We start from the raw sequence: 18,849 nt of genomic DNA, 5'->3' as shown, positions 1-18,849 counted from the left end.
TGATCGCAAATACTCAAAATCTAATGGCAAACAGAATAAATCGGGTACTATCCCCTCGTGAAGGTCAATACAAACTCGACTCTTTTTATCCACAAAGTGATACTCCCAGCCCAGGTCTTTTTGCAATTCATACCCTTGAGACAAGAGTAATTCTTTCACTCTGGGGATGTCGTGCTTATCAACCAGGATGTCTAAGTCACCAAACTGCCGCAGCCCCAGATTGCCGTAAACTGAAACAGCAAGGGTAGGCCCTTTGAAGGGGATAGCAGAAATTCCGTGTTTCTCCAGAAGAGTCAGCAGGTTGAGTAGTTTCTGAATGAGAAATGTGTTGTGTACGACTAAGTGCTGGAAATAATTTCGGAGTTGTTTGAGGATGTTCTGGGGAACCAGGTCTGGGCAGGTATTTTTGAGACTATGGTACAGCAGCGGTAAGACTTTCTGACGGCGAGCTGTTTTGAGCAGATAAGTCCAGTCGATGTCTTGCTCAAGCAGTAAACCTTTGATAGACTTAGCAGTCGCTTCGTCGATGCTGGTTCGGACACAGTAGAGGAGTAACTGGAGTTCTGGTTTAGTTTGGAGTTCTCGGTTAGTTATCGATACTGATGCTATATTAGTTAATGGGGTTAAAGTCATCATCCAAAGTTAATCTAAAAACTCGCGCTGTAGAAACCACCACCATCCATGTGGCGGATAGAATGGCACTTAAGACTTTAATTTTCCCTTTAAAAAAAATGGGAAAATTAGCGAATTACGGCTCAAAGGTAATTAAGTGAACTACCCCGACCTAATTGGCCTATGGCCACGCTACGCGAACGTAGAGGTCGGGGCTTCCAGCTTCACGGAAGAACGCCTTAACTTGGACGGACGCCCACGTCTTGGTCTTACTTCTTCTCCACTGGCGTTGACCTCCCCCGTCCCAGAGGAGGATAGCATTCTGATTCCTTCTGCTCTGATATTTTTTGCTGCATTACCATCTCTGTCGTGATGAGTTCCGCAACTCGGACAAGTCCAAGTCCTTACATCAAGCGGCAACTCCTTGATTTGATAATGACAATTAGAGCAAGTCTTAGAACTAGGAAACCACCGGTTTATTTCAACCAACATTTTACCTTCTTTTTCGCATTTGTAGGAGATAAAATTTACAAAGGTTCCCCAACCTAGATCAGATATTGCTTTAGCTAGTTTATGGTTACGAACCATGCCCTTGACGTTTAAGTTTTCGACTACTACTACTTGGTTGTCATCGACTATCTTTCTAGACAGCTTGTGTAAGTAGTCTTGGCGGACATTTCCAATCCGTTCGTATACCTTAGCTACAATCTTTTTGGCTTTTGCACGCCTATTACTACCTTTTTCCTTCCGGGCAGCAATACGCTGTTTCTTGGCTAGTTTCTTTTCGTATTTCGCTAAGTGCTTAGGGTTGCTGAACTTAGAGGTCTTTTCGCCATCGTAGGTGATTGCAAAATCCTTGATACCTAAATCAATACCAATCACTTTTCCATCCGCAGACGGTTTTGTACCTTGCTCTTTCAGAGCCGCTCCGCGAACAGACTCGTATTCCATCAACACAGAAGCATGATATTTGCCAGAAGGAGTCCTACTGACTGTCACAGTCTTAATCTCTCCGTCTAGTGGTCGATGAATTACTGCTTTTACAATCCCTAATTTCCCAGGGAATTTAAGACAATCACCTACCTGCTTGACTTTTTGCGGATACTGAATTGATTGACGCTGATGGTATGACTTGAATCTAGGATATTTTGCTCTACCTTGGCCTATGGCCACACTTACGCGAACAAAAAAGTTCTGGTAAGCGCGACTAAGATTGAGGCTTACAGACTGCAAAACTTGAGAGTAACACTCTTTTAGCCATTCAGTCTCTTTTTCTTTTTTAAGTCTTGGAAGCATGGAGTTGAGCGCAGATTGTTTCAGACCTTTGCCAGTTTCCTTGTAGGTTTCTATACAGTGATTTAGCGCATAATTCCACCACCAACGAGCACACCCAAAATGTTGAGCAAGGATTTGAACCTGTTCTTGAGTGGGATAGATTCTGACTTTGACGGCTTTGTGTTTCACTACGCTTACCTGCTTCTCGACCTTTGTTAATATTATATGTGTTTCGTATTAACATGTCAATTCTTGGGTCTTTCAAACTAGGCTATCGTCTCGCTATCAATCCTAGAGACGCGCGCCTTAGTAGAGTGGAGCCGCGAATCTTACAGTTTTAACCCTTTTCCTCATAGCTGACCAACCATAAAGGCGACCCTCTACTTACGGTAACTTCAACACCCTGGAAGAGGGTGGGGAATTCCGCGAGTTTTGTTAAAATAATCTATTCAGTAATTGATTACTATTTACTTACTACTTACAGAAAAAACTGGGGTTTTCAGTACATTTAACTAGTAAGTGTGCAAAGTTTTGATGAAGTACCTTGCCATATAACACAATAGGGATTAGTCTTTACCTAATCCCTATTGACTGGCAGCGCTTTCCTTGCTAATGCTTTGACAGGGTGGCAAGGAAAGCTTCCCCATAAGCATATGCGCTACGCGCACGCTGCGCGAACAGCGGCCAGTGATCAGCGGTCAGTGGTCAGCGGTCAGCGGTCAGCTTTGTGGCATAAGCTTCCAGCCTGTGACTTCACTGAGATTAAACCAATGCTTACCTGTTGTCTTGATGCAGTCGCTCATGGGGAGGGGCTGCCTGCGGAACCTGCGTCCGCGCTGCATCGCTGAAAGCCCCGTGGAAAACCCCTTTGGCGGCGCTGCATCGCTTATTCAAAAACTCTTCCCCTAGCGGATTAGCACCTCAAGTAGCGTGCGCGTAGCGGATTAGCTGATAGCACCTCAAGTAGGGTGCGCGTAGTGGATTAGCTGAATGCTTACGCTTCCCCTTAGGTAGATTTGGGTGGCTTAGTCAGCCAAAGGTTAGCTCAGACAAAGGTTAGATCAGACAAATGTTAACGATTATTTCTTTGTCTGGGAGAAATGAGACAGGAAGTATCGCGATCCTCTATGCTCAGTAAGGGTTTTACTATGTATACGAGCAATATAAATGTATCAGCCTTTCCTGGACTATCTGGAAAAAGAGCTATTCAAGCGGTTTGATTTAAGCAGTCAACCAATTCCCCCAGGCTTAGAACGCCAGGTAAGCGATCGCGCTAAACATCGGGCAATTATTCAAAGCTGGTGTTACCAATGCCCGGAATTGCGGAAAATTCGCTATACCTACATGGATGTTGGACCAGTCTCCCAAGTGTTTAACAGTGTGATGTATCCCAGTCACTGTTACGATCTGCCTTTACTAGGGATTGACTTCTTAGCCTTTGGCAAAAAGAAGATCCTGGTGGTTCTAGACTTTCAGCCATTGTTCAGGGATGAAGCGTATCAGGAAAAATACATTGAACCGATGCGAGTCATTCGCGATCGCTATCAGGACTTGGCACAAAACTTAGAAATGAAGTTTTATGATGCCAACCAGTACTTCTCTAAGTATCTACTGTTTGCCAAAATCGATTCCCTAGAGACAGTGAAAACAGAAGTCTTTGAGGCTTACAAAGACTACTTGGCGTTATATTGGCAAATGGTGGAGCAAGCTGAGCCTCTAACTGAGCCAGAAGATATTGAGCGCATTGTTAAGGCACAGAAAGACTACGACCAGTATAGTGCCGACAGAGACCCAGCCCATGGTCTTTTCAGCAGCTACTTTGGTCCCGAGTGGGCAGAGCGATTCTTATATGAGTTCTTATTTGAAGATGCCATGCCTTTAGCCGTTAGTCCAAGCCAAAAATGACTCTCTATCAGCCGTTTCTAGACTACGCGATCGCATATCTAAAAGAGCGCCTTGATCTACAGCCTTATCCCATTCCCCCTGGGTTTGAAAGCAAATTCGCAACAGTGGGGAAAGGGAAAAAGCAGCAAGATGTCCTGACCACCAGTTATGCCTTTGCTGCACCCAAAATCAGACAAATTCGAGCTGCTCATGTCCAGGGGGGAGCAGCATTACAGGTACTCAATTTTGTGATCTTCCCCCACCTCAACTATGACCTCCCCTTCTTCGGGGCTGACTTAGTGACCTTACCTGGTGGACATCTGATTGCCTTAGATATGCAGCCCCTGTTCCGGGATGACCCAGCCTATCAAGCTCGTTACACCGAACCTATCCTACCGATTTTCAAGGCCCATCAACAGCATTTGCCTTGGGGAGGAGACTTTCCTGAGGAAGCAACACCGTTCTTTTCCCCAGCTTTCCTGTGGACACGCCCTAAGGAAACGGAAGTAGTGGAAAATCGGGTTTTTGCTGCGTTCAAGGACTATCTGACAGCTTACTTGGATTTTGTGGATCAGGCAGAACTAATTACCGATTCCCAGCATCTCGAAGCGATCAAGGAAGCTCAACTGCGTTATCTGGGTTATCGTGCTGAAAAAGACCCAGCTCGTGGTATGTTTCAGAGATTTTATGGGAGCGAATGGACTGAGGAGTACATCCATGGTTTCTTGTTTGATCTAGAGCGGAAGCTGGCAAAGGCAAGTTAAGCACTACTGGAATTCTTAGGATCTTAAAACTTAACCTCAGTTCGATGTAAGAAATTGGTTAGTTTTTTCAGGAGTCAGGAGTCAGGAGTCAGGAGTCATAAGTCAGGATAAGACTACAGAATTGATGGGAATAATACAGAATTTTATTGTTGATAAAACTCTGATTAATTGCCAATTAACTGGCAATTAATATATCTTGACTCCATTTATTATGACTCAAAGCTCCTGACTCGATACTCCTACAATTTTAGAGCTTTTAATTGAAGGGGCAAGAGTTTAGCCTCCTCCATAGCAGCGATCGCGCCAAAGGCCAACAGTAGCCAGAAACAAATTTTTTTTATATATCTCAAATCCTTGTCTTGATGCAGCCCCTCCCCACCAGGGCTTTGCATCAAGACAAGGTCGTTTAAATGGGCGACAGCTTACTGAATACTTGGCTAAGATAACAAATTATGTCTTTTGATTAAAAAACGTAAAAAAAGTTAGGCTTGTATGAAGCTCATCCCCTAATCTGTCATTGTGACTGAGGTTTACGATCATAGAGGTGATTAATGACAATTCCTTTGTTAGAGTATCCCCCCTCAAGCCAAAATCAGCGGGTCGCTGGATATGAGGTGCCTGGAGATGAGCAGCCTAAACTATACACTACAGCTCATCTGCTCTCTCCATCGCAAATGGATGACTTGATTAGGGCAGCCTATAGTCAGATTTTTAATGAACAACAGATTCTGACAAGCAACCGCCAAACCTTTTTAGAATCACAGCTCAGGTTTGGTCAAATCACGGTGCGCGACTTCATTCGTGGTCTAGCAACATCTGAACCTTTTTGGCAGCGCAATTATCAGGCTAACAACAACTACCGTTTTGTCCAGATGTGTGTACAACGCATCTTGGGGCGTGATGTCTACAGCGAGCGGGAGAAGTTAGCCTGGTCAATAGTGCTGGCTACCAAAGGGTTAAAAAACTTTATTGATGCTTTGCTCAATAGCAACGAGTACCTGGAAAACTTTGGTGATGACACCGTGCCTTATCAGCGGCGGCGGATAATACCTCAGCGTACTCAAGGTGATCTACCCTTTGCCCGCATGCCTCGTTATGGGGAAGACTACCGCACCCAACTGCAACAGCTGGGTTACTTCAAATACCAACCAATCAAAAGTTATTATCCTCCTGCCCCAGTGCGCTTGTTAGGAGCAGTAATCACTACCGCAGGGGCTGTAGTCTTACTTGGGGGAACAATTGCGGTCGCCTTAGCGGCCTGGGGTATTATCAGTCTGTAGCTCTAACTGTAGTTTTGATAAGAAATGTTACTTACCTACCAACAGTTAGACCAATTAGCTGGAGTGAACAGTTGAGCTGTGTCTTGAGCAGAAAGTCAGCAACCAAGAGGCTTCCAGCACCAATGTGGAGCAAATCCACAGGGTAGCCATGGCAAGCGAGTTCTGATCTGCCGTTGCAATCAGACATCAAAAAATCTTAAACTCTTAACAAGATGTAACGAATAAAGGCTCGACATCATTGTATAAAAGTTACCTGAAGGGTAAATAGTGACAGGCAAAAGCCAACCAACTGGTTGACACACAGCATTCCTAGGTCTCTCACCAAAACGTGAAGTTTTGTAATTTTTCTTAACGATCCGTTTTGTTACCAAACTAATGGGACAAAGACTAGGACAAAGACCAAAACAGAGAGATTAGGAGTATTGGCTGTGGCTGGAGCATGTTATATCCCCTTTCAGGCTGCTTGATTTAGTTTGATTCAGTCTGAGTCTGTTTAACTGAAGCCCGTTTTGAAACAAAACCAACTAACGTAGGAGATTCCGTCAATGTTTGATGCGTTTACTAAGCTTGTTTCTCAGGCTGATGCCCAAGGTCAATACATTAGTGATGACCAACTAAATGCTCTTAGCGCTATGGTGGCTGACAGCAACAAGCGGATGGATGCAGTCAACCGTATTACCAGCAACTCTTCCACCATTGTGGCTAACGCAGCTCGCTCTCTGTTTGCTGAGCAACCCCAGTTAATCAATCCTGGTGGAAATGCCTACACCAGCCGTCGGATGGCTGCTTGCTTACGCGATATGGAAATCATCCTGCGCTATGTGACTTACGCCATTTTTGCTGGTGATGCTAGTGTGCTGGAAGACCGCTGCCTCAATGGTCTGCGGGAAACCTACCTAGCTCTGGGAACTCCTGGTGCTTCCGTAGCAGTGGGTGTAGGAAAGATGAAGGAAGCTGCGATTGCGATCGCTAACGACACCAATGGCATCACCCCTGGTGATTGCAGCTCTCTGATGGCTGAAATTTCCAGCTACTTCGATAAGGCAGCTGGTGCGGTTGCCTAAAAAACTGAAGGTTAGTAAAAGCTCATCGAAAATGTCGCAGAGTCTACCAAAAACTGTTATGATTTGTTAGACTTAAATTAGGGTAACACTGACAGGGATTATTATGTAACTTAAATTAAAGCCGAAAACCAAGGGTTTAATAGTTGCGCTCTCTATCCCGGTGGAACCAACTGTTTTGACATTTTTATGGCGCTTGCGGGATATTCCGTCAGAGCTTTGGGAGATACCCCCTGGATGCTATTGCATCTTGCATTGGCGAGCTAAGGTCTGCCTTTGGTAGACTTTGGTAGCTAAAAAGTATCGGCATATCACTTGCTGTCTAACTATCACAACTTCAAACGTTTTTGAAAACTTGACAAAATATTAGGGAGATACCTAGACCATGAAAACCCCGCTTACAGAAGCCGTCGCTGTTGCTGACGCTCAAGGTCGTTTTTTAAGTAATGCAGAAATTCAGAGTGCCTTCGGTCGATTCAAGGGGGCTACAGCTTGCTTAGAAGCGGCAAAAGCCTTAACTGCTAAAGCCTCAACCTTGACTGACGGTGCAGCCCAAGCGGTGTATAACAAATTCCCTTACACCACTAGCATGCCTGGACCAACCTACGCATCTGACGCTACAGGCAAGGCAAAATGCTCCCGTGATATCGGTTACTATCTGCGTATGGTGACTTACTGCCTAGTTGCTGGTGGTACCGGACCGATGGATGAGTATTTGATTGCTGGTTTAGATGAAATCAACCGTACCTTCGAGCTGTCTCCGAGCTGGTACATCGAAGCCCTCAAGTACATCAAGGCTAACCATGGTTTAAGTGGTCAGCCTGCTACTGAGGCAAATAGCTACATTGACTACGCTATTAATGCCCTGAGCTAATAGCTATTTTGGCCTGGAAAGGTCAGCAGGTGTTAGCAAAAACTAGCATCTGCTGACCTTTCCGGGCATTGTTTTGTCTATACAGTTTGTCTATAGCAAAGGGAGCAGGGAGCAGGGATTAGGGAGCAGGGAGCAGGGAGTAGGGAATATGGCATCAAAAATGCTCACCATTGATTTAGGTACCCTATATCTACCAAGTAATCAGATCAAGGATGAAGAATAAAGTAAGAAATTGGTAGGTTTTTTGAGGAGACAGGAGACAGTAGCGTGCGTAAAATGAAAATTAACAAGTCTAAGATTAGCAAGTGTAAATTCACAAGTTTAAATTAGCAAGTTAACATGTTGCAGCCTAGTCTTGAAAATTATGTTGAGACTGATAACTCTGAGTCATTAACTGTAGAGCAAGCGATCGCCAATCTAAAAGGAAACGACCAGGGGCTTCGCTATTATGCAGCATGGTGGCTAGGAAAGTTTCGAGTCCGGGAACCACTGGCAATTGATGCCCTAATCGCTGCGCTAGAGGATCAGGACAACCAGACAGAATTAGGAGGATATCCTCTGCGCCGAAATGCCGCCAGGGCCCTGGGCAAACTAGGAGACCATCGAGCTGTGCCTGCGTTGATTGATTGTTTAGACTGCCCGGATTTTTATGTTAGGGAAGCAGCGGTACAATCTTTAGCGATGTTAGAAGATCGTACCTGTATTCCCAAGCTGATCAAACTCCTAGATGGAGGTTTAGAAGCAGCCCAGCCTATACCCGGATGTCCCCACCTCGCCCAACCCTACAATGCTGTCATCGAAGCTTTGGGGGATCTTGGTGTAACTGAAGCGATTGACCTGATTGAACTATTCCTAGAACATCCCAACGAGTTGGAACAGTATGCCGCCGCACGGGCAATGTACCAGCTAACTCAAAACCCTACTTATGTTGAACGTTTAATTAAAGCTTTGAGTGCTAATCAAGTGCAACTGAGGCGGGCAGCTCTTTCCGATCTCGGGGCAATTGGTTATTTACCAGCAGCCGATGCGATCGCTAAGACCTGGGCAGAAAATAGTCTCAGGTTAATCGCGCTCAAAGGAATTCTAGAGCATTACTTAGAAAACCATCCCACTGATAGTTGCTACCTATCGGAGACTGCAATTAAAATTATGAACTTGATGGATGGTCTTCTTTGAACTGTAAAGTTTAAAGGATGAAGGATGAAGTATAAAAAAATTTTACCTAAAATTTTATCAATCTATACTAATAAGGTCATTTGATCTAACCATTTATAGAAGCATTACTTCAAAACTATTAGGTTTTGATACTTTTGCTTTTTGCTTTAAACCTACCACGATAAAACCCTTAGGGAAAACAACCTTTAAGCTTATATCATGTCAGGATAACTACCCTTAATAAAAATATTCGCATCTCCCTAAACTCCCCTAGATTATTGGTATTCAACCAGACTTGATATTAGACCCCTGCATGACCAACACAACCCGAGAGCAAGAATTAATTCGAGCTGTGAAAGAGGCAGATTCTGCCTATAGCTTAGTAAAAGCAGTGAGAATCTTGGCTAATGCCCATATAGAAGCTGCAATCCCCACTTTAATTGCAGTTTTTAGCTACAATAACCCAGGTGCAGCAGAATTAGCTGCCGGTGGGGTAGTGCGATTCGGGAAAACAGCAGTAGCGCAATTGCTAAACCTAATTGATGACTATAACTACGGAGGTAGAGCCTGGGCAATCCGCGCACTATCAGGAATTGGCGATCCTAGAGCCTTCGATACCTTAATCGAAGCTGCTGAAACTGACTTTTCTATGAGCGTCCGTCGAGCTGCTACAAAAGGTCTGGGCAACCTGCACTGGGAGGATATGCCTAAAGATAAAATTCCTGCTGCCCAAGAGCAAGCTTTTAAAACACTACTGCTAACTTGCCAAGACTCCGAATGGGTAGTTCGTTATTCTTCCGTAGTAGGATTGCAAGGTCTAGCTACTGCTGTAGTGGTCACCTATCCGGATCTGGCTGAGACTATCAAAACTCATTTAGCGCAAATGTTCAAGACTGAAACCGATGTAACAGTGGGCACCCGTATCCAACTGGCTATCCAACAACTTGCATGAATGACTAATCAGTAATCAGGAACGCCGAATATTAAAACAACACCAATCCTGACGCTTCCAGAGGGTGGCGACAATCCAGTTATTTTGTTCTAGGGTATCAGCAATCGGTTTCACCTGATCTAATAACACACCACTGATAACTCCCCAGCTGGTGGGTTTCACAATAGCATTCATTAGTGGAATTAAATCAATAATCACCTCTGCCAGAATATTGCAGAGGATTCCATCTACTGGTTCACCATTAGTAAGCTTAGACAAGGTTTCTAGACTACCCTGTTCTATTACCAGATCCTGCTCAGACATGTTGTTAAGAGAGCGGTTGTTGCGGGCAGCACCCACGGCTAATGGGTCAATATCCACGCCATAGACCTTTTTAGCCCCTAACAACACCGAGGCAATGGAAAGAATGCCGGAACCACAGCCAATATCCGCTACGACATTGTCGTGATCACTGCTGAAGCCTAGACGCATCTCTAATGCTTCCATGCATAACTGAGTGGTGGGATGGGTACCTGTGCCAAATGCTGCTCCGGGATCAAGGCGTAACAAGATCCGTTCGGAAGGGTCTGGTAAGGGTAGCCAGGCGGGATAGATCAAAAAGCGATCGCCAATTTCTTGGGGTTCCCAGTATTGTTTCCAACTACTTGCCCAATCTTCCTCATCAATCAGGTGCCACCGAGTTATCGGTACTGGCAGCCCTACAGTAAGGGCATCCTGATTTACCCAAAGGGCAAGGGCTGCCAGATCCAACAGCTGTGCTTGTATTTGGGGTAAGTGAGCCAGCACTAGTTGAGAATGTCCCTTAAGCTGGGTGGACATTCCTCGACAACCAAACTTCTCCAATCGCCAGAAGATTAAATCCTCTAAGGCAGAGTCGCACAAAATTTGAATTTCCCACCAGCTGTTTGCCATATCTTAGTTCCGAGGTCAAGAGTGCTGAGTTTAAGAGTGGGGAGTCAGCAGGGGGAGGTACCTGCTCTACACTTAAGGAGCAAGATTGTTTGTACCTATAACCTTTTCCCCATATTCAGCACCCAGCACTCAGCACTCAGTACTGAACGTATTCAGTACTGAACTTATAAAGTTACCGTGTGAGCATCCCTAATCCCTGGCACCTTCATAATCTCTGTCAAAACTCCCTCCGGTAAGGGGTCATCTAGACTAAGCACCATAACTGCGTCACCCCGCACAATTTTGCGGCCCACCTGCATACTGGCAATATTGACATTAAAACTACCCAGTAGAGAGCCAATTTTACCAATAATTCCCGGCATATCCCGGTGTAGGGTAAACAGCATATAGTGAGTGGGAGGAACATTAATCGGGAATTCGTCGATACTGGTAATGTAGATTTCCCCATCATTTAACAAAGCACCCGTTACAGAATGTTTCCCCATGGAACCGGTAGCTGATAGATCTAGGGACCCAGAATAGTCTCGCATCGAAGCATCCCTGGTTTCAATTACCCGAATGCCCCGCTCTTTTGCTTCAATGGATGCATTGACATAGTTTACCCGCTCTCGCAGTGCCTGGGAAAGTAAGCCTTTGAGGGCAGCAACCACTAAGGGCTGGCTTTCGTTGGTAGCTAACTCTCCCTGTAATCGGACATCAAGTAATTCAATGCGTCCCCCCGCCAGTTGAGCAACTAGGTTACCCAGAGTTTCTGCCAACTCCATGTATGGTCTGAGTTTTTCAATCACATTGGGTGACAATCCAGGAATATTAACTGCTGAACGGGCGGGTAAGCCTAAGAGGACATCCCGAATTTGTTCGGCTACATCAACAGCAACATTAACTTGGGCTTCTGTGGTAGATGCCCCTAGGTGGGGGGTCAGAACGATTTCTTTCCCCAATTCACGCAAGGGGGATTCTCCTAGTGGTTCTGATTCATAAACATCCAATGCTGCACCAGCAATCTTACCCTCTTTGAGTGCCTTAGCCAGGGCTTCTTCATCAATAATGCCTCCTCTGGCACAGTTGATAATTCGGGCAGTCGGCTTCATCTTAGCAATGGCTTCGTCATTAATCAGATGAGCGGTTTCTGGAGTTTTCGGGATATGGAGTGTGATGTAATCAGACTCGCGCAACAGCAAATCCATCTCGACTAAACGACAGCCTAGCTGTTCGGCCCGTTCTACCGAAATGAAGGGGTCATAGCCCAGCAACTTCATTCCCATTGCTCGGGCGACAGTTGCTACATGGGAGCCAATTTTACCCAAGCCAACTACACCAAGGGTTTTTTTGTAAACTTCTGTGCCAATAAAAAGCTTACGCTGCCACTTATTGCTTTTAACTGACTGATTGGCATCGGAGATATGGCGAGATAGGGCTAGCATCATTGCCAGGGCATGTTCGGCTGCGGCTATAGTATTCCCTTCCGGAGAGTTAACCACTACAATCCCATGACGAGTTGCTGCTGGAATATCGACGTTATCAACCCCAACACCAGCACGACCGATGATCTTGAGTTGCTTGCCCGCCTCAATTACCTCTTGGGTAACGCGGGTGCCAGAGCGAATCATCAGAGCATCATAGTCTGGAATAATTGTCAATAGTTCTTCCGGTGATAGATTCGGATTGAAATCAACCTGAGCAACTTGGGAAAGGATATCAATACCAGCTTGATCAATTGAGTCAGAAACAAGAACCTTAGACATGACCAGGAGATAGGTTAATGGGCTATACACACGGTGCTGGAGCTATGCCATGAGAAACTCAGATCAACCCCAATAGTAGTACAGATGAACCATCATCAAATAGCACTTAACTACAAGGAAATGTAGTTGAACAGGTCGATTTGTTCACATTCAGTAGCTCTGACCGCAGTATGCTATCTTAACGGCAAAGGTATCCCTGGATCGCTAGTGATCTAAAAGATTTTAAGTTTCCCCCATCTTTGATGGAAAATTTCTCAAAACTCTAACTGTTGAAAACCCCTGTGCTTGAGGCGGGGGATCAAAAGGAGCTCAAGGAAGAGTTCAAGTAAACTTTAAATGTAGATAATCAGCACAAGTGGCGATGAAATATGTGATTGCTGTATTCCCCAACCGCATTAAGGCAGAAGAAGCTTATACTGCTTTGGAAAAAGAAGAGTTACCTATGGATCGAGTAAGTATCTTGGGTAGAGGATATAAGAGTGCTGATGAGTTTGGATTCATTGACCCCAAACAACAGGGAATCAAGGGAGCCCGACGAATGGCATATTGGTTGGTTCCCTTTGGATTTGCGGCGGGTTATCTGTTCAATGTGCTAACTGAAATAAAACTGTTTGGCTTCTCTAGCGAAATTGGCAATCATCTCCTGGGAGGGGTATTTGGTGCGATCGCAGCAGCAATGGGTAGCGTTTTCGTTGGAGGTGGGGTTGGGTTGAGTGTTGGTAGTGGTGATGCACTGCCTTATCGGAACCGTCTGAATGAGGGAAAATACTTAATTGTTGTTCAGGGATCCGAGAGTTTGACAGAGCTAGGGACTAAAATTCTGCGTCAGTTCCAGCCGGAGACTATTCAACGGTATGAGTTCCTCTAGACTATTTAAGGGTTGCGCAATTATTTTGGTGGTAAAAATCCCAAAGGCTCAAAAAGTGGGAAGTAACTAAGCCTAAATGTAAATAAAAATTAATAAAAATTAATAAAGATAACTTTTATCTTTATTAATGGGTAATAGATGGTAAACGACACTGGTAACCTATTGCTAAATTCTGATTAAAATTTGAGGAAATACTTATTTAGAGCATTCTTTGAAAGAAAAACATCTTTAACAAGCTATTAGAAATGCTACCTAGAGAAGAACTTTTAAAAAGTGTAGAGAATCGAGAAGATGTGGCTCGTGTGATTGATCAAGCTGATCAAGCAATTAAGACTTGGGAGGTCGTATTGACTGATTTTCTATCACCGCCAGTTTTGGTAGAGGTTGCTCAGCAGTTTGAACGGTTGACAGAGGTGCAATTGCTGGCTTGGGGAGGATATCCTCAGGCGGAACGGCAACGGTTAGGGATCGCCCGTGAGGAATTGCCTCTGGATCAATCTCAGGTAGAGGTGGTGGGTTTGGATATTGCTGGGAATTTTTTGTTTGATACCGCAACTCACCGGGATTTCTTGGGAGCAATTCTGGGCACTGGATTGGTGCGAGAGAAGATTGGGGACATTATTGTCTTGGGAGAGCGAGGTGCTCAGGTGATTGTCGTACCAGAGTTGGTAGAGTTTCTGGAGCTGAATTTAAATCAGGTGCGTTCGGTACCTGTCAAAACTAAACGGATTGATTTGAGTGAACTCAAGGTTAAGGAGCCGAAAAAGAAACTCAGAACAACAACAGAAGCTTCCATGCGTCTAGATGCGATCGCATCGGCTGGGTTTGGTATGTCCCGCAGTAAGATGGTGGATTTCATTACCACTGGGGATGTGCGGGTTAACTGGAAAGAGGTCAAACAATCTAGCTATACAGTCAAATCTGGAGATTTGATTGCCATTCGCGGTAAAGGACGCTTGGAGGTTGGGGATGTCTCTATTACTAAAAAACAACGATATCGGGTTGAATTAACGCGATACATCTGAAACAGAGTGAGGCTTCAACATTCGCTGTGTTCAATCCCCTGTGTATAAGATAAATTGAGAAAGGTACACATAAAAGTCTATAGGTTGTCAGCACCCCATACCCTGACTGGGACTAAAGAGCCTGACTGGTTTTTCGTTCCCCGTCGCCCATAGCTGGGGTTTCTACAATACCTAGCATTTGTGATGAAAATTTATTAATGATTATTACGACTTCCGTGCTGCAAAGCTTACTGCAAGCTATACCTATACTGCGGTCACAGGTGTACTTTAAGTCTTCTTTGACCGCACTTTCCCATGCCATGGAAGATCAGGTATTAGCTGGCTCAGAGCAGCCGTTGGTCATTGCTAGCTTCCAGCGAGAGCGTTTCTACCGTCAGGAAGCTCATCGATATCGACGCATTGCTCAACAGACCCCCCAAGTCTATGTACTAGCAGCACCGGAAACAGAATTTAAGAGTAGTTCAGAGTATCACGAAACCGTGGCATTTGAACCCAACGATACCCTCTCTCAAGAATGGCATTTGGTAGTTATTGGGCAAAGCTACACAAACTGTTTGATTTGTCAAGAACGACCCTCACCAATACTAGAGGTTACCAATGGGGAAATGGACTCATCCCGACGTTTTGAAGGAATCTGGACATTTGACCGGACGGTGAGTAAAAAAGCAGCTGAGATATTACTCAATCGCATTCAAATTTACCGACCTGAACTAGCCGCTAAGATTGAACAGGCAAAATCTCAGTATTTAGACGATTCATTAGTAGTTAGTCCTCGATTAACCCAAAACTCCACCAGTAATCTATCCCTTCTCGACCAAGCTCAAAGTTCCGCCAATTCTGATCCTTTTGTCCAGCGTTTGGTGACTTACCTACAGGCAGGTCAGTATAAATTGCTCAAAGCCTATCGCTCCATTGCTGCTCAGGGCAAGAAAGAATCTCTGATCAATTCTATTTCCAACGCCATTAGGCGATCCCTTGATCCCAATGCCATTCTTGAAGTCGCTGTGCAAGAGTTGGGTAAAGCCCTTGATGCATCACGGTGTCTGATTTATCGCTGTAAAGCAACAGATACCACTACTATCATCAATCATGAGTTCTTAAAGCCCTCTAGTCAGGGGGATGAACCATTAGTGCCCACACTAGGAAAAATATGGCCATTGCAAGACAATTGCCTATTCCAAGAGGTTGTCCAGAGTGGAGAACGGATTTATGTAGAAGACACCCAGACAGATCCTCGGATTAACGGTACTAATTCCAGAAATAAAACTGGTAATCGACGATCAAAAACCTTGCACAATCTAGTCCAAGAGCTTGCCATTCGCTCTTGGCTGAAAGTACCAGTGCTGTATCAGGGTCAGTTATTGGGCATGTTAGATATACATCATTGTGGTTCCCAACCTTATCAATGGGAAAAGGATGAGTTAGCCTTAGTGGATGCGATCGCAACTCAAGTCGGTGTAGCTTTGATTCAAGCCGAAGCCTACGCCAACCTAGAAGATTTGAATCAGCAGCTAGAAGCTCTTGACCGCACCCGTAGCAATTTAGTAGCGATTACAGGTCATGAACTGCGCACTCCTCTCTCCACAATTCAAGTATGTCTTGAGAGTCTAGCTAGTGAGCCAGATATGTCCCTAGAATTGCGTCAGGTGATGCTCAATACTGCCCTCACTGACGCTGAACGAATGCGGAAACTGATTCAGGACTTCCTTACTCTTTCTCGCTTAGAAAGTGGTCGTGTGGAATGGCACCCAGAATCCCTCTCCCTAAGAGAGTGCATTGACCTTTCCCTGAGTAATGTTTGCGCTCGCCGTTCTGAAGATGAACGACCTAGTTTATCGCTTCAAGTTCCAGAGAACCTTCCATTAGTCAAAGCCGACGGGGAGTGGCTAGTTGAAACTCTAGCTAGACTTCTCGATAATGCTTGCAAATTTACCAGCCCACAAGGAGAAGTAAAAATAAGTATCCAAACACTGGATGATTCCATGATAGTAGTTATTATCGAAGATTCTGGACGTGGTATTGAACCCAATCGGCTGGAAGCTGTCTTTGACCGCTTCTATCAAGAAGAAGGTGCTCTGCGGCGAACTACTGGGGGAACAGGGCTAGGTTTAGCAATTTGTCGCCAAATTGTCAAAGGCTGGGGCGGTAAAATTTGGGCAAATTCAGCTGGCAAAGACCAAGGTTCTCAGTTTTACTTTACTGTTCCCATTATCCAAACTCCAAAATCAAAGCACTCAAAAGCTCGGCGTAAACGTTAGGGGATTCGAGATACCGAAAGTTTGGGATGGTACAAAAGTAGTGATTTTAGCTCCTGTTACCTTGACCAGACCCTAGCCGAATCACTAGATCTTTAGCACTACCAACGCAGGTTCCGTACACAGAACCCAAACCACTCGCGCTTTGCATCAAGACAATGAAGACCAGCTCACTAAGGGGACAATCGTTTAATCACCCAATCCCCATCCTCACCACCATTGTACAGCAACCGATCGTGGAGCCGACTGGGACGTCCCTGCCAAAACTCAATTTCTGATGGAATTACCCGGAACCCTCCCCAGTGCGGTGGACGAGATACCTCTTTATTTTCATAGTCTTGGTTCAGTTGCTGTAGCCGTTGCTCCAACACCTCACGACTAGGAATAACTTGACTTTGATCTGACACCCAAGCCCCCAACTGAGAACCCTTGGGACGGCTGTTAAAATAAGCATCAGACTCAGCGGCTGTTAGCTTCTCGACTCGCCCCTCAATCCGTACCTGTCGTTCTAACTCAGCCCACCAAAACGTGATGGCAGCCCAAGGATTCTCGATTAACTGCTGCCCCTTATTACTGTCATAATTAGTGTAAAAGACAAACCCCCGCTGATCGTAGCCTTTCAGCAGTACCATCCGGGCGGAAGGTTTGCCATCGGGTGTTGCTGTCGCTATTGTCATGGCATTCGGTTCTGGCAACTCGGCAGCCACTGCCTGGTCAAACCAAATTTTGAATTGCTCGAAAGGATTTGGGTGGACATCGGTTTCACTCAAACCCTTCAATGTGTAATCCTTACGTAAATCAGCTACTCTAGTATTCATGTTTCTTGCCTTACAATTGACCAGTTTTGGTGGCATCTTTGATATCTCCCTACGAAGCAGGTGTAGGCTTGAAGGGAACTCCAACTGCTGCTATACTGCACAAAGTCATAACTTGAGCTAATGGAAGATCCCCCCAGCCCCCAAAACAGCGGGGGGAGAACAGATAAAAAGTTCAGTTGATCACCGTGCCAAGTAGATGTCCTTCACCTGTGGGCGTTGGGACACCTGCGCACTTTACAGTAATCGGCAAGTTAAAAAAGCCGATTTTTCGTGTTATCTGTTGTAGAAGTAGGAAGCAACTGCAACGGTTTTGGATTAAGCTGATGCGACAGATTAATTTTTTGCTGATTTTCGCTTTATGTCTGGCACTAGTCTTATTTGGCTTGGAAAATACCCAATCTGTTTCCATTAGGATTATTGATGGTATCCAGGTTAAGGCTCCCTTGGCGATTGCACTGATTCTAGCCATGTGGCTTGGAGCAGTAATAGCCTGGTTATTCAACTTGTGGACGCGATTTATCAATTTTATAGGAACTCGTAAGATGGTTGGGCAGATACGCTCGAAGGATGAACAGATTAGACAATTAGAAGACGACATTCAACAATACAAAATTGAGATTGAACAGAAACAGTTGCTTTTATCGGCATCTGACCCATTGTCAGATAATCCACTATTAGACTAATTTTGGGATTGCCATTGGGGATTGGGAAAATGTCAAGGAACTGAATCTCCCCTATAGGCTATAGGATTCAATGCCTAAGCAATATAAGTCTAACAACAATGTTGTTTACTCTTGTAATTACCATGTTTTATGGTGCCCTAAGTACAACATACGAAAAGTTCTTACAGGCAACCTTGAGACCAGGCTCAAAGAGTTAATTAGAGAAGCTTGCCGGAACATGGACATTGAAATTATAGAGATGGAAGTAATGCCAGACCATCTACATCTTGCTATCGAAGTTAACCATAAGTTTGGAGTTTATAAAGCAGTCAAACATTAAACGGATTTATTCTATATATCAAAATAATTCCCCCAACTTCGCTCTAGACTGCCTACGCTTTGGAATAAAAGCTATGGGCGTTTGTACCGTTTCGGTGGGTCTATCGAAGTTATTAAGAAGTACATACAAGACCAACAGCGCCAGTAAGTTGTTCTATTTGAGCAGTAAACTTTACTGCCCATAGACGAATATAACTGCTACCATTTAATAATGCCGAAAAATAGCAAATTTATGGTTTCTTTTCAGATCAATCCTGTTTGTTTCAGAGGTTGTATTCAATGTCTCTACAACAGTGAAAATTCAAGAGGTAAAATTTAGGCTTCCTGATTTTCGTTCTCCTATTTGTCCTCCCTCCAAATCATAACAA

18 protein-coding genes and 1 pseudogene are annotated in these 18,849 nt (G+C 44.7%); 13 read left to right on the top strand and 6 right to left on the bottom strand.

Going from position 1 to position 18,849, the window contains the following annotated elements; all coding sequences use genetic code 11:
• Positions 1–636, bottom strand: a 636-nt coding sequence (locus F6J94_RS08040; protein ID WP_293038871.1) for a nucleotidyltransferase family protein, incomplete at its 3' end; no start/stop codon positions are given.
• 168 nt (positions 637–804) lie between these two features.
• A complete protein-coding gene (locus F6J94_RS08035; protein WP_293038869.1) occupies positions 805–2,076 on the bottom strand; it encodes an RNA-guided endonuclease TnpB family protein in 1,272 nt (423 codons plus the stop codon).
• A 398-nt stretch (positions 2,077–2,474) separates the two neighbouring features.
• Here F6J94_RS08035 and F6J94_RS08030 point away from each other — a divergent pair, with 398 nt between their 5' ends.
• The 4 genes from F6J94_RS08030 to F6J94_RS08015 all read left to right on the top strand — a co-directional run bounded on the left by F6J94_RS08030 (position 2,475) and on the right by F6J94_RS08015 (position 5,815).
• Positions 2,475–2,735, top strand: a complete 261-nt coding sequence (locus tag F6J94_RS08030; protein WP_293025441.1) for a hypothetical protein — start codon at positions 2,475–2,477, stop codon at positions 2,733–2,735.
• A gap of 319 nt (positions 2,736–3,054) precedes the next feature.
• A complete protein-coding gene (locus F6J94_RS08025; RefSeq protein WP_293038867.1) occupies positions 3,055–3,792 on the top strand; it encodes a 15,16-dihydrobiliverdin:ferredoxin oxidoreductase in 738 nt (245 codons plus the stop codon).
• Complete coding sequence (locus tag F6J94_RS08020; RefSeq protein ID WP_075904181.1) at positions 3,789–4,535, top strand: phycoerythrobilin:ferredoxin oxidoreductase; 747 nt, start codon at positions 3,789–3,791, stop codon at positions 4,533–4,535. Before F6J94_RS08025 ends, F6J94_RS08020 begins: the two co-directional genes overlap by 4 nt.
• A gap of 551 nt (positions 4,536–5,086) precedes the next feature.
• Positions 5,087–5,815 carry a phycobilisome rod-core linker polypeptide gene (locus F6J94_RS08015; protein ID WP_293038863.1) on the top strand — a complete coding sequence of 243 codons (729 nt, stop codon included), beginning with the start codon at positions 5,087–5,089 and terminating at the stop codon, positions 5,813–5,815.
• Between the two features lie 31 nt (positions 5,816–5,846).
• Here F6J94_RS08015 and F6J94_RS08010 read toward each other — a convergent pair whose 3' ends face one another.
• The gene (locus F6J94_RS08010; protein ID WP_293038861.1) at positions 5,847–6,002 is read right to left on the bottom strand and encodes a hypothetical protein; all 156 of its coding nucleotides are present in this window, start codon (positions 6,000–6,002) and stop codon (positions 5,847–5,849) included.
• Positions 6,003–6,360: 358 nt separating this feature from the next.
• Here F6J94_RS08010 and F6J94_RS08005 point away from each other — a divergent pair, with 358 nt between their 5' ends.
• The 4 genes from F6J94_RS08005 to F6J94_RS07990 all read left to right on the top strand — a co-directional run bounded on the left by F6J94_RS08005 (position 6,361) and on the right by F6J94_RS07990 (position 9,857).
• Positions 6,361–6,879 (top strand): phycocyanin subunit beta, encoded by a 519-nt coding sequence (locus F6J94_RS08005; RefSeq protein ID WP_293038859.1) that lies wholly within the window; start codon positions 6,361–6,363, stop codon positions 6,877–6,879.
• Positions 6,880–7,261: 382 nt separating this feature from the next.
• Entirely contained in the window at positions 7,262–7,750 is a 489-nt protein-coding gene (gene cpcA, locus F6J94_RS08000) for a phycocyanin subunit alpha (RefSeq protein ID WP_293038857.1), read from the top strand.
• A 339-nt stretch (positions 7,751–8,089) separates the two neighbouring features.
• On the top strand, positions 8,090–8,926 hold the full coding sequence (locus tag F6J94_RS07995; RefSeq protein WP_293038855.1) for a HEAT repeat domain-containing protein: 837 nt from the start codon (positions 8,090–8,092) through the stop codon (positions 8,924–8,926).
• 292 nt (positions 8,927–9,218) lie between these two features.
• Positions 9,219–9,857 carry a HEAT repeat domain-containing protein gene (locus tag F6J94_RS07990; RefSeq protein ID WP_293038853.1) on the top strand — a complete coding sequence of 213 codons (639 nt, stop codon included), beginning with the start codon at positions 9,219–9,221 and terminating at the stop codon, positions 9,855–9,857.
• A 15-nt stretch (positions 9,858–9,872) separates the two neighbouring features.
• On the opposite strand, the gene prmA is transcribed toward F6J94_RS07990, so the two are convergent.
• Positions 9,873–10,769 (bottom strand): 50S ribosomal protein L11 methyltransferase, encoded by an 897-nt coding sequence (gene prmA / locus F6J94_RS07985; protein WP_293038851.1) that lies wholly within the window; start codon positions 10,767–10,769, stop codon positions 9,873–9,875.
• Positions 10,770–10,933: 164 nt separating this feature from the next.
• Complete coding sequence (serA, locus tag F6J94_RS07980) at positions 10,934–12,514, bottom strand: phosphoglycerate dehydrogenase (protein WP_293028302.1); 1,581 nt, start codon at positions 12,512–12,514, stop codon at positions 10,934–10,936.
• A 361-nt stretch (positions 12,515–12,875) separates the two neighbouring features.
• Here serA and F6J94_RS07975 point away from each other — a divergent pair, with 361 nt between their 5' ends.
• The 3 genes from F6J94_RS07975 (at position 12,876) to F6J94_RS07965 (ending at position 16,665) form a co-directional block, all read left to right on the top strand.
• A complete protein-coding gene (locus F6J94_RS07975; RefSeq protein ID WP_075904163.1) occupies positions 12,876–13,382 on the top strand; it encodes a hypothetical protein in 507 nt (168 codons plus the stop codon).
• A 245-nt stretch (positions 13,383–13,627) separates the two neighbouring features.
• The gene (locus F6J94_RS07970; protein WP_293038847.1) at positions 13,628–14,407 is read left to right on the top strand and encodes a photosystem II S4 domain protein; all 780 of its coding nucleotides are present in this window, start codon (positions 13,628–13,630) and stop codon (positions 14,405–14,407) included.
• Between the two features lie 197 nt (positions 14,408–14,604).
• The gene (locus tag F6J94_RS07965; RefSeq protein ID WP_293038845.1) at positions 14,605–16,665 is read left to right on the top strand and encodes a DICT sensory domain-containing protein; all 2,061 of its coding nucleotides are present in this window, start codon (positions 14,605–14,607) and stop codon (positions 16,663–16,665) included.
• Positions 16,666–16,835: 170 nt separating this feature from the next.
• Here F6J94_RS07965 and pdxH read toward each other — a convergent pair whose 3' ends face one another.
• Complete coding sequence (gene pdxH / locus F6J94_RS07960; RefSeq protein WP_293038843.1) at positions 16,836–17,480, bottom strand: pyridoxamine 5'-phosphate oxidase; 645 nt, start codon at positions 17,478–17,480, stop codon at positions 16,836–16,838.
• Between the two features lie 323 nt (positions 17,481–17,803).
• On the opposite strand from pdxH, the gene F6J94_RS07955 reads away from it, so the two are divergent.
• On the top strand, positions 17,804–18,163 hold the full coding sequence (locus F6J94_RS07955) for a LapA family protein (protein ID WP_293038841.1): 360 nt from the start codon (positions 17,804–17,806) through the stop codon (positions 18,161–18,163).
• Positions 18,164–18,233: 70 nt separating this feature from the next.
• Positions 18,234–18,629, top strand: a pseudogene (gene tnpA, locus F6J94_RS07950) (IS200/IS605 family transposase).
• Positions 18,630–18,849: the final 220 nt, after the last annotated feature.

Source organism: Moorena sp. SIO1F2 (assembly GCF_010672755.1).
Taxonomy (GTDB): domain Bacteria; phylum Cyanobacteriota; class Cyanobacteriia; order Cyanobacteriales; family Coleofasciculaceae; genus Moorena.
Note: the sequence above shows the minus strand (reverse complement) of the source record. Positions and strands in the feature narration are given on the sequence as shown.